The 11,550-nt window shown below is 62.1% G+C and carries 7 protein-coding genes and 1 tRNA gene; 7 read left to right on the top strand and 1 reads right to left on the bottom strand.

What is annotated here, in order from left to right:
* Positions 1 to 11: 11 nt before the first annotated feature.
* A complete protein-coding gene (locus HIV01_RS12370; protein WP_200607526.1) occupies positions 12 to 2,408 on the top strand; it encodes a GH92 family glycosyl hydrolase in 2,397 nt (798 codons plus the stop codon).
* Positions 2,409 to 2,475: 67 nt separating this feature from the next.
* Positions 2,476 to 2,551 (top strand) — tRNA-Ile (locus tag HIV01_RS12365).
* An 861-nt stretch (positions 2,552 to 3,412) separates the two neighbouring features.
* On the opposite strand, the gene HIV01_RS12360 is transcribed toward HIV01_RS12365, so the two are convergent.
* Complete coding sequence (locus HIV01_RS12360; protein ID WP_200607524.1) at positions 3,413 to 3,847, bottom strand: hypothetical protein; 435 nt, start codon at positions 3,845 to 3,847, stop codon at positions 3,413 to 3,415.
* A 934-nt stretch (positions 3,848 to 4,781) separates the two neighbouring features.
* On the opposite strand from HIV01_RS12360, the gene HIV01_RS12355 reads away from it, so the two are divergent.
* The 5 genes from HIV01_RS12355 to HIV01_RS12335 all read left to right on the top strand — a co-directional run bounded on the left by HIV01_RS12355 (position 4,782) and on the right by HIV01_RS12335 (position 11,506).
* Positions 4,782 to 5,954 carry a caspase family protein gene (locus HIV01_RS12355; RefSeq protein ID WP_200607522.1) on the top strand — a complete coding sequence of 391 codons (1,173 nt, stop codon included), beginning with the start codon at positions 4,782 to 4,784 and terminating at the stop codon, positions 5,952 to 5,954.
* Positions 5,951 to 7,498 (top strand): hypothetical protein, encoded by a 1,548-nt coding sequence (locus HIV01_RS12350; RefSeq protein WP_200607520.1) that lies wholly within the window; start codon positions 5,951 to 5,953, stop codon positions 7,496 to 7,498. The genes HIV01_RS12355 and HIV01_RS12350 overlap by 4 nt, the downstream gene beginning before the upstream one ends.
* Positions 7,491 to 8,567, top strand: a complete 1,077-nt coding sequence (locus HIV01_RS12345; RefSeq protein ID WP_207526952.1) for a ComEC/Rec2 family competence protein — start codon at positions 7,491 to 7,493, stop codon at positions 8,565 to 8,567. The genes HIV01_RS12350 and HIV01_RS12345 overlap by 8 nt, the downstream gene beginning before the upstream one ends.
* Positions 8,568 to 8,628: 61 nt before the next feature.
* Positions 8,629 to 10,347 (top strand): gluzincin family metallopeptidase, encoded by a 1,719-nt coding sequence (locus tag HIV01_RS12340; RefSeq protein WP_200607516.1) that lies wholly within the window; start codon positions 8,629 to 8,631, stop codon positions 10,345 to 10,347.
* On the top strand, positions 10,331 to 11,506 hold the full coding sequence (locus HIV01_RS12335; RefSeq protein ID WP_200607514.1) for a ComEC/Rec2 family competence protein: 1,176 nt from the start codon (positions 10,331 to 10,333) through the stop codon (positions 11,504 to 11,506). Before HIV01_RS12340 ends, HIV01_RS12335 begins: the two co-directional genes overlap by 17 nt.
* The last annotated feature ends 44 nt before the right edge of the window (positions 11,507 to 11,550 follow it).

Raw genomic sequence — 11,550 nt, 5'->3', positions numbered from 1 at the left:
CAGGAGCGACCATGCCCCGCCTTGCCCGCCAGACCACCCCGTCACCCGTCCCACGTCGCCTGTTCCTGCTGTCGGCGCTGTGCATCTGGGCGATGGCCGGCATGGTCGTCGCCGCCCCCGCGCCCAAAGCAGATGCGGCCGCGGCCCGCGCCTACGCCTCGGTCGACCCCTTCATCGGCACCGGCGGCGAAGGCCATACCTTCCCCGGCGCGGTGGTTCCGTTCGGCATGGTCCAGCTGAGCCCCGACACCCAGATCAAGTCGCGCAAGGAAGGCTACGGCTGGGCCGCCGGCTACCGCTACGACGACAAGACGATCACCGGCTTCTCGCACACGCACTTCTCCGGCACCGGCCACTCCGACCTCGGCGACGTGCTGGTGATGCCGATCGCCGGCGAGGTGAAGCTCGAGCGCGGCGACGTCGGCAAGCCCGGCAGCGGCTACATGTCGCGCTTCAGCCACGACGGCGAGATCGCCCAGCCCGGCTACTACGCAGTGACTTTGCAGGATTACGCGATCCGCGCCGAGCTCACTGCCAGCGCCCGCGTCGGCGTGCACCGTTATCAGTTCCCGAAGGGCAAGCCGGCGCACGTGCTGGTTGACCTGCGCACCAGCATGTACGACTACCCGGGCAAGGTGCAGTGGTCGCGCATGCGTCTGCGCGCAGACGGCACCGTCACCGGCTTCCGCGAAACCCGCGGCTGGGCACCGGGCCGGCAGCTTTACTTCGCCATGCGCTTCTCGCAGCCGGTCAGCGGCCACCAGTTCAACGACACCGAGCAGGACGTTCCCTACAAGGGCTTCCCGCCGCCGGGCGAAAAGGACCCGCGCCAGCGTGCGCAGATCGAAGGCCGCCAGCTGGTCGGCGCGTTCGACTTCGACGGCGCCGCCGGCAAGTCGATGGTGGTGAAGGTCGCGATCTCGCCGGTGAGCGAGGACAGCGCGATCGCCAACCTCGACGCGGAAGTGCCGGGCTTCGATTTCGACGGCGTGCGCAACGCCGCGAAAGCACAGTGGATGCAGGCACTGGGCGCCGTCGACGTCGATGCACCCGAAGCACAGCGCCGCAGCTTCTACACCGCGCTGTACCACACGCTGATGGGCCCGAGCCTGTTCATGGACAGCGACGGCCGTTACCGGGGTCCCGACAACGCCGTGCACAAGGCGGAGGGCTTCACCCACTACTCCACGTTCTCGCTGTGGGACACCTACCGCGCGCTGCATCCGCTGCTGACGCTGGTGCAGCCGGAGCAGCGCAACAACGACTTCATCAACTCGCTGCTGGCCTCGCATGAGCACAGCCCGTATGGCGTGCTGCCGGTGTGGGCGTTCCACGGCCAGGAGACGTGGTGCATGATCGGCTACCACGCCGTGCCGGTGATCGCCGATGCCTACATGAAGGGCATCCGCGGCTATGACACCAACAAGGCGCTCAAGGCCATGGTCGACAGCGCCAGCTACGGTCCCTACGACGGCATCGCCCAGTACATGCAGCTGGGCTACGTGCCGATCGACGAGGAAGGCGAAGCCGCCTCGAAGACGCTCGAGTACGCGTTCGACGACTGGACCATCGCGCGCATGGCCGAGTCGATGGGCAACAAGGATGTCGCCGACAAGTTCGGCAAGCGCGCCGCCAACTGGCGCCACGCCTTCGACGAGAAGACCGGCTTCATGCGCGCGCGCAAGCGCGACGGCAGCTTCCGCGAACCGTTCGACGCCACCGCCAGCGGCTACGGCAGCGACTACACCGAAGGCAACGCCTGGCAGTACTCGTGGTACGTGCCGCAGGACGTCGCCGGCCTGGCCGCCGCGCACGGCGGCGAGGACAAGCTGGTCGCGCGCCTGGACGCGGTGTTCGACGCCAAGGTCGACCCGAAGATCTTCGAGCACATGGAAGACATCACCGGCCTGATCGGCTGGTACGCGCACGGAAACGAACCGAGCCACCACGTCGCCTACCTGTACGCATATGCCGGCCAGCCGTGGCGCACCCAGGAACGCCTGGGGCAGATCATGGCCACGCAGTACGCGGCGCGGCCGGATGGGCTGGCGGGCAATGACGACCTGGGGCAGATGTCGGCCTGGTACGTGTTCACCGCGCTGGGCTTCTACCCGGTGGCGCCTGCCAGCAACGAGTACATCATCGGCCGGCCGTTCCTGCCGCGTGCGAGCCTCAACCTGCCCAATGGCAAGCGCTTCACCGTGGTGGCCGAAGGGCTTGATGCGGCGCATCCGTATATCGGCCGGGCGATGCTCAATGGCAAGCCGCTGGAGCGGGCTTTCATTCGCCACGAAGAGATCATGGCGGGCGGTGAGCTGCACTTCACGATGCAGGCGCAGGCGGACAAGGCGTGGGCGACGGGGGCGGCGGAGCGGCCGTACTCAATGTCGGGTTCTGCTGGGCGCTGAGACAGGGGTGGGTTCGCCCGAGCGGCGAGCCGCCTGAAAGCGTGGGCTGGTAAGATGCGCAGCCCACGGGCCTATAGCTCAACGGTTAGAGCAGGGGACTCATAATCCCTTGGTTCCAGGTTCGAATCCTGGTGGGCCCACCACGTTCAAGCCTGGTAGTCCTGGCCACACGACTCTTGTTTTGATGCGGCAATTGCCCTTTGAACTGAAGCTACCTCTCGTCGTAGGTGCCACGGCGCGGTCCCCGCATCGCTGCGCCAAAAACGCCGGTAGGGTGGGATAAAGAGTCCAGCGCTTTGATATTCAAGTAGGTAGCGGCGCCGGGGCTCCCTTTATTTGATTGGGTTCGATCGCGCTTCCCCGGTGAGATGCATAGGGGAAGGAAAGAGGTAGCCGTCGGTCTAGTTCAACTCGCTTGCACGTAGTACATCCGTCGGCCTTTGCGCACGAGCAAGAGGCCTTGGAGTCGTTGCGTGCTCGATTGCCCTACACGTCGCCTTCCCGTGCATGGTCGAATTTTGAGTTCATTGCAGAAGGCGGCAGTATCAACGAAGTTGGGACCCTGATCGCGTTGACCGACCGCGTCGACCTGGTTGAGATCAAGCACTGGGCCGGGGTGATCTCCGGTAACCAAAACATTGGGCGGTCACTTCGCCCGCTGCGCGCGAGCGATACGAAGAGAACCCGCTCCTGCTGGCCAACCGTAAGGCCAAGAAACTCAAGTCCCTGTTGGGTCGACAAGCCGCTTTCAAGAACGGGCGCCTGCCGTACATCCAGGCGGCAGTTTTCCTGTCCTCCCGCGCCCTCGTCGCTGAGCCAGCGTAGCTCAAACGGCCGCTACCGTCGGCGGGTTCAACCGGTCGATGCAGCGGTTTGTCGATATCGTTCGGCCGGCGCAGGCCTCCATTCCTTCGGCTTCGCCCGCATCAGTCGCTTCGAACTCCATTGTGACTGTGGATGCATGCAGCTTGTCCACTCCCCCCGTACGTCCGTGCTGACAAGGTTCATGTTGTGCCAGGAGCTGAAACTCGAAGCATGTCTTTCAATTCCTTAAGAGCCGCCCCTCGGCCGAGTGCGCTAATTACGCTGTCCAGTAGAACGTCAATAGCGTCAATGAACTTTAGAACGATGTCAGATGCACTGCCTAGACTGACCAAGTGTTCAATGACCGAAAGCTTGTATCGAAGCTGGTTGCCATAGAGGCCGTGAGCTTTCAGCTCATGTTCGGAGACGCCGTGAACTAGCCGGAGAATCTCCGGAAGGCCTAGATCTGACTTGAATTCCTCCCAGGCTTCGGCCCCAAATCGCCGAAGATCTGGGTGAATCTGAAAGACAGGCCACTGGCTGCCGTTGTCGAAACCGGCGTAGCACGCTTCAAGCCAATCGTAGACCTTAGTGATGAACGTTTCGAGGTGGTCTCTATCGGCAGCAATCGACATACAACGACCTCGGCTTGATTGAATTGTGAGTTAGGGTTGGTCGCAAGCTCGTGTGATCAATAGGAGAGTTGCACCGCAATCGTGGGCCTGGCTCCAGGTTTCCTTAGGCCGAGGACGTCATCGCCACGTCGGTCGCATAGCCACATTCTGGAGAACTGCTTGATCGACGCGTGGGCGTAAGGGCGTCGGCCACGGAGATTGCCAGATTCCAGTTGCAGCCGACGAAGGGTGAAATGGCCGAAACATGATCGAATACGGTTTGCCGGTTTGCGCTGTGATGTGCTCGATGACGGAAGTACTTCTTCACCACAAGCGAAGCTGCATCGATTCCCTTTGACAGTATTCCTTACGCGCCACCTGATCTAACCATAACTGGTCCACTTCCGCTTACCGACGCTACTTAAGTACAGGTCCTATCGAGGCCCTTGGTGGACAGGTAAGCACAGCTAACCACTCATCACTCACTCGTTCCTGTCATGTTACGACGAAGTGCCACGTGGCGATCATGCTCGGGTGGCCGCTTGAACGGAGGTGCGACGTTCGATTCCGCGAGCGGATGAAACGCTCCTGACAAACCGATCTGAACAGCAGGTGCCGACCTTGCCTTGACGCGCTTGCACTTGTGCTCGTGCCCCCTGCGCTCGCTGCGCAAGCACGCTACGACGGACTTTCAACAACCTCGCCATTTGGTGTCGAAAAGTATCAAGATCACAGGCATGGCTACCTGGCTCCTGCTCGATCGCGGTAGCACCAATCTCGCTTTGACACTACAGGGCGGCCAGCACGAGTGGTCGATCAATCCCCCTGCGCGCCTCCAGTCAGCAGCCTTTCATGCGAATGGAGAGTCGGCGAAGTCGCTCCTGCAGCAACGCCGGCAAGCCGTCGAGGGAGCACCGAAGGTTGACTAGTCGTCATTCATTCCCAGGAAGCCGTAATGACCCTGATCTTTGATGATCAATCAACGGACCTCGGCACCCATGCGTTGCTCATCGGCGTGGGCGACTACCCCTATCTCAAGGGTGGCTCCGCACCTGCGCAATTGTTCGTGCATCACATGGAAATGGGGCAGCTTTCGTCGCCGCCCATTTCGGTTCAGGAAATGGCATCATGGTTGAGCGATCCCGTGTCCGGAATGCTCAATACGGCACGCCCACTGCGCTCGCTGGAAGTGCTCGGCTCCAGTTCGACGACGCCGCAAATGCTGGTGCTGCCGGGCAGGCCGGATACGCCGCTACAACGGGCCTCGATGGTCAACGTCGAGGAAGCCGTTGCCACGTGGATGGAACGCGCCGGCCGCAATACAGGCAACACGCTCCTGTTCTTCTTCTGCGGCCATGGTATTTCCTACAGCCTCGGCGAATCGAGCCTGTTGCTGGACGATTTCGGCAGCAATCCGCTCATGCCGATGGCGCACGCCATCGACTTCGACACTTTCAGGTTCGGACTCATTCGGCGTTGCGCCGCCGAGAACCAGGTCTTTTTCCTCGATGCCTGCCGGACCGAGATGGCCACCGCGTTCGAAAGACAGTTCGGCGATGCCAACAAGGGCATCCCAATCGTCACTGGCGGTGGCGGGCTTTCGGCCATTCGGAACAAGGCGGTCCCGGTGTTCTTCGCGACAGGCCTGGGTTCGCTGGCCTACGGCCAGCCTGGTGAACCGACCATCTTCACGCAGGGCCTGCTGCGTGCGTTTCGCGGCAGTGCCAGCCGCGAGGCGAGCAACAACGGTTGGGAAGTGGTCGCCACCGCGATTACCGAAGGCGTCAACAAATGCGTGGAGAGTCTGGCCTTCCAGAAGATCCCGCAGTACTGCGATTCCAAGGACGCCAACCGTCCGCTGTTACTGCATCGCCTGCGCGGCAAGCCTGAAGTCGTGGTCAAGGTCACCACGAGCGAGGAGCAACTCAACGATACGCTGTTCTCCTGTGAATCCAAGCCGCCGCCGCCGCTGTTCACCGACAAGCGCATCCCACCGGGCAAAGCCCCATGGTGGATCCACCTGCCGGCAGGGCAGTACACCTTTACCGCGGTCTCGCACAGAAGCAGCCTCCTCATCGGCAGCTGCGAAAAGCACGTCGCACCGCCGGCCTCGGAGGTCACGCTGTGAACGTTCCTGAAGACGCCGTGCACAACCTGAAGATCCTGCTGGGTTCGAGCTTTTGGGAAAAGCCCAGGAAGGGCGGCGCAGTTGCCGAGATCGTGCCGCAGGGCGACGCCAGTGCCAACAGCCAGACCCTGCGTTTTTCGCTCGGAGTCAACGAGCCGCAGAACCTGACGGTAGACCCCGGTGAATACACCGTGCGCTTGTTCCTTCCCAACGGCGACATCCTGGCCGAGTCGGTGTCGGTGAGCGGCGCAAGCGGACAGACTGAGGTGGATTTCCAGTTGCCTGTGGCGCGCAGTGCGCAGCACGCGGCCGATACGCTGTTCGGTGTCGCGCAGCGCCTCCCAACCATGGAACGCGCTGAAGCCTTGTCCAGCTTCAGCGAACAGATTGAGAAGACCATAAGCGAGCGGAGGTCGCCAGGCCCGGACGACGCCGCGCCTCCACTGTCCGATGCGAAGCTGGAGTCCGAAGTCGTGCGCCTGCGCCAGGCGGCCATGGACGTACGCGCTACGGCCAGTTCCATCGATCGCATCAGTAGCCAGCATGCGCTGTCGCGGCTGGCCGGCCGGCGCTGGACCACGGGCGGCACCCCTGCGCCTGGCGGTCCGCCGCTGCATCTGCCGGGGGGAACGGACAGGTACCAGCCCCGGGAGTTCGACTTGGCGATGAATTGGATCGGCTCAAGCGATCCCGAAGCCACCGACCTCGATATGGTCGCCATCGACGAGCGTTGCGCGCGCCTGGTCACCTCGGACCAGTTGTGCGCCCCCGGATTCATCACAGGTGAGCGCCGTTGCTATGCCTCAGTCGTGGATCCGACAGGAACAGCGCACGTCGCCGTGCTGCCGCAAGGTTGGAGATGCGCATCCGCCGACGCCATCGGATCCATGGCCGATGCCTCGATTCTCATGACGGTGTCCTTCGATACCGTCATGCGCTCGGAATCGGCCGCTTCCGAGCGCGCCCGCTGGCGATGCTCGCCGGTCGTGGATGACCTGGAGGCCAGTACCTATCTCGGGTTCCTCTACAACGGCCAAGCCCAGGTCGCCGACATGTTGCTGCGCCAGGCTGAATATTACCTCTTCGAGAAAAAGCAAAACCCGATCGCCGCCGCTGCGGGCGCGTTCGGATTGCTGACATACGCGCGAGAGGACAACGAGCGGGAGCGCCCGGACTGGCGGCAATGGATTGAGAACCTTTACCAGATAGCGCCCCGGCTTCCTGATGGCGCGATCGCAATGGCACAGATGTACTGGCGGTACGGATCGCACGATCCCAGCGGCGACGATGAAGTCGATGTGGAGCTGCTGCGCGATTACGCACTCGAAGCGGTCAAGCGAGGGCTGCCCTATCTCTCGATCGGTATCACCTTGCTGAGCGACATCCTGCTGGTTCTAAACCGGGACGACATCGACAGCCAGCGTTTGGGAGACCGGGTGGACGCGACGACCCAGGCCTACGAGCGGGTCCGCAAGATCAATCGCCTGGTCGTGCCGGGCGAGTTCTTCACTGTCCTGCGCTTCGAGGCGAAGTCCGATGCCTGAGATCTTTGACATCAAGGTATTCCCCGCACAGCGAGGCGACGCGATCCTGGTCGAGTATGCAGATGCCGCGGCGCCGCAGCGGATCCTGATCGATGGCGGGATTACGCGAACTGCCCGTGATTACCTGCTATCGCATTTCGGCTCGATGGGCGCCGGGACACGCATCGATGTCCTGGTGGTAACGCATCTGGACCAGGACCACATCCAGGGTGCGGTGACGCTGCTAAAAGAGCTGCCGGCCAACGTTACCATCGGCAGCGTCTGGTTCAACGGGAAGAAGCACCTGCCTTTGCAGCCGCAGGGCATCGCCGACGCCGTCGAACTGACCGCGCTGCTGGAGGGACAGCATGCGCAGGCATGGGCAGTCGGCACCGGCGACCAGGCGATATGTGTAGGTGCATGTGGTGAACCCAGGTCGATCGAACTTCCGGGCGGTATGTCGGTGACCGTGCTGTCGCCGGATGCGGCCAAGCTGAAAGAGCTGGCGTTGCATTGGCAGGAGACCCTGGAGGAAATGGGGGCGAGCGACGTCGAAGTGGAGGCCGCGAGGGAGGTAGAGGACGCGGCCTTTCGAGGGCTGGAGCCCATGGGGCCGCTCGATGTCACCGCGCTCGCCGAACAGCACTTCGACGAAGACGACGCAGCCCCCAACGGATCCAGTATTGCCCTGCTGCTGGAGTTTCAGGGCAAGCGGGCGCTGATGCTTGGCGACGCGCATCCGAGCCTGGTCTTGAGCAGTCTCAAGCAGCTCTCGCCGGCCGGGCCGATGCAAGTGGACTGCGTGAAGCTGTCGCATCACGGCAGCCGGCGTAACACCAGTATGGAATTGGTCGGGTATCTCAGGTCAGGCAAGTGGATCGTCAGCTCGAACGGGGCGCAGACCAAGCATCCGAACCTCGAGTGCATCGCTCGTGTGTTGCATGGCAGCCCGGGTCACAAATCCCTCTACTTCAACTATCGGACACCGTACAACGAAATGTGGGACGACTACGGACTCATGACCGACCACGACTACGAAGTCGAGTACGGAGACGGCAGCGGACCGATGGAACTCCATCTGATCGGTTAGCGCGCCGTCGTGCCGAATACACCCGTCGCGGCAATCATTCATCCCAGGTGCGGTGCACGATATGGCCAGCACGAAGCGTGAACCCAGCCCCGGCAAGGTTCGAGTCAAGATCCTACCCAAAGATCCTCTCGTGGCGCGTCGCGATAGCTTGTGGCCAATCCAGATCGACATCGATTGCCCGACGCCGGGCACCGGACCGACCGGGCCGCATTCCGTGGTGGTCGACTACAACGCCGATCTCGATGTGCTTTTCGCGCCAGCGGTGTTGCAGAAGAACGGCTCCTACAAGGGAATCGCGGCGCTCTCGGGAGAGAAGCTTCTGGAGAACTTCCAGTTCCACCAGGTCAATGTCTGGGCAATCGTCGAGCGCACCCTGGCTATGATCGAAGACGAATTCCTTCTAGGGCGAACCGTGCCTTGGGCGACGCAGTCGGGCCGGCTGCTCTTGATCCCGCACGCCGGTTACGACCAAAACGCGTTCTACGACCGCGCCTCGGGCGCTCTGCACTTCTTCTACTTCGAAGGAATGGACGGCAAGCCGGTCTATACCTGCCTGTCGCACGACATCATCGCTCACGAACTCGGCCATGCTGTGCTGGACGGACTCAAGCCCGGCTACAACGAAGTGACTTCGCGAGAGACCGCAGGCTTCCATGAGTATTTCGGCGATGCCGTCGCAATGATGGCCAGCCTCGGAACCCGCGAAACCGCGCGCGTGGTCACTAGGGGAGGGCCCGAGAAGCTCGATCCAATGAACGTTGTCTCGGCGATCGCCAGCGAGTTCGGCGCTGCCCTGCGCGGGCTACCCGACGCGGCTTACCTGCGCGGCGCCTGGAACAACCGCAAGATCGATAAGAATTTGCTGAAGACCTTCGAAGAACACGACTGGTCCGAAGTGCTGACCGGCGTCTATTACGACCTTCTTGAATACCTCTACCCGAGGATCCGTAAGGCGCTGGAGCAGGAAAACGGTGCCGTCACCGACACGGGCAGGGCAGAGTACTACTCGATGAAAGCACTCATTCGAGCTGCAACGATCACGGCGGGTGTGATGTTCCGCGGTATCGACTACTGCCCACCGGTAGACCTCCGCTACGATGAGTACGCTCGGGCGGTACTGCGTGCTCAAGAGGTGGCGTATCCCTACGACGTGATGGGCATCAGAAAAAAACTGCGTGAGCTGTTTGATGCCCGTGGAATCGCGCTGCCGACCGAGGAAGCCGATGTGCGCGCCCAGGTCCAGTACGCGCTGCGCGGGCGCAACATCGCCGAAGAGGCGTCGACCCCGGCCGATGCCTATCGCTTCCTCGATCGTCATCGCGATCTTTTTCGTATTCCGTACGCTGCCAATCTGTCGGTCACGTCGGTATATCGCACCAACAAGCAGACGAAGAGTGGCTATCGGCCACCGAAGGAACACGTCATCGAGTTCACCTGGAGCGAGGACGTAAAGCTCTCCGGCGCCCGCTTCCATGGCTTGAACGGCACGTTCCTTCCGCTGTGGTGTGGAGGCACGCTGGTGTTCGACGCCAATGGCAACTACCTGCACGCCGCACTGGTTCCATCGACCCCGCAGCGAATCAGAGAACTCAAAGACTACGCCGCCTATCTCGTGCAGTCCGGGAATCTAGCCATTGCCGACGCAATGGCTGGGATCGGCGCTCCCAGCATCGGTGGCGCTGCCGTTTCCGCTACGGTTGATCGCGGCCGCGTATGCTTGAAACGCAATGCGGCAATGCGTCACCACCACTCGGGGGAGCAGCATGACCGCGAGCATTGAGATCCGCGCCTATGTGGTTGGGTTTGGCGACTGCATCCTGCTACGTCTGCCTGACAAGAAGCAGACACGCCATGTTCTTGTCGATTTCGGTCGCGCACCGAACGACGCGGTCAGCCTGGAGCGATTCCCGGCGATCGCCCGGGACATTGCCGCTACGTGCAACGGCCACCTCGATCTGGTCGTGGTCACCCACGAACACCTGGATCACATGGAAGGGTTCTATCGGGAGCGGGAGATATTCGACAAGATGGACATCGATCGGATCTGGATGGGCCTGCCAAGCCATCCTGATTACTACGCCGACTATCCCAAGGCCAAACTGCAGAAGCGGCTACACGAGACGGTGTCGTCGTTCGCCGACAGTGCCACGAAGAAAGGGCTAGTGCTGCATCCTGCCTTCCGCTCGTTACTGATCAACAATCTTTCCAATAAGGATCGGATCGACTACCTGAGGGGCTTGGGCAAGCAGCCGCCGCTGTATCTTGCGCGCGGCAAAGGCGCGGGAACGGCAAAATGGTCGCCGTCGATTAGGGTGCGTGTACTGGCGCCTGAGAAAGACACGAGTGTCTACTACGGCAGCAGCGGGCGGACGCGAGCCTTCATGGATACGTTGGCTCGGCAACCCAATGCCGCCAAGGCGCGGCGCCCCAGCGACGGCTTCGCTTGGGACTTCGCTAACGTAGCCAGGGGCGATGATGGTTCCTTGCCCGGCTGTTCGGCCAGTGATTTCCATCGCCTGCGACGCGCGATCCGGGAAGAGGGGGTGGCTGCCGCGCGCTTCTTGGACAAAGCACAGAACAACACCTCATTGTGCTTGCTGATCGAGGCCGTGAGCAAACGCCTCTTGCTGCCAGGCGACGCCGAGTTGGAGAGTTGGGAAAAGATCCGCCAGCACAGCGGCAAGGATCTCAAACCAGTGGACTTCATGAAGGTTTCCCACCACGGCAGCCACAACGGCACGCCGCTCGATCTGCTCGATACCTTGCTCCCGGTGAAGCGGGCAGGACAGGCCAAAATTCTTGTGTCTACCAAACGCAACATCTACGGCACCAAAAATCCCGTTCCGGATACGGCGCTGCTGACGGAATTGCGACGCCGTTGTTCCGAACTGGTGACGACTGACGGGGCCCCTGGCACGCACGTCGATCTCACTCTGTAGTCCGCGTGAGGCGGCCCTGGCCGGCTCGCGCCACCGTTCACAAG

The organism is Lysobacter arenosi, from assembly GCF_016613475.2.
In the GTDB taxonomy this organism is placed as follows: domain Bacteria; phylum Pseudomonadota; class Gammaproteobacteria; order Xanthomonadales; family Xanthomonadaceae; genus Lysobacter_J; species Lysobacter_J arenosi.
This window is presented reverse-complemented; position numbering and strand designations above follow the sequence as displayed.

Excerpts from the sequence above, each read along its gene's own strand:
- HIV01_RS12355 (WP_200607522.1), top strand. The coding sequence starts at position 4,782 with ATGACCCTGATCTTTGATGATCAATCAACGGACCTCGGCACCCATGCG.
- HIV01_RS12360 (WP_200607524.1), bottom strand. The coding sequence starts at position 3,847 with ATGTCGATTGCTGCCGATAGAGACCACCTCGAAACGTTCATCACTAAG.
- HIV01_RS12345 (WP_207526952.1), top strand. The coding sequence starts at position 7,491 with ATGCCTGAGATCTTTGACATCAAGGTATTCCCCGCACAGCGAGGCGAC.
- HIV01_RS12340 (WP_200607516.1), top strand. The coding sequence starts at position 8,629 with ATGGCCAGCACGAAGCGTGAACCCAGCCCCGGCAAGGTTCGAGTCAAG.
- HIV01_RS12335 (WP_200607514.1), top strand. The coding sequence starts at position 10,331 with ATGACCGCGAGCATTGAGATCCGCGCCTATGTGGTTGGGTTTGGCGAC.
- HIV01_RS12370 (WP_200607526.1), top strand. The coding sequence starts at position 12 with ATGCCCCGCCTTGCCCGCCAGACCACCCCGTCACCCGTCCCACGTCGC.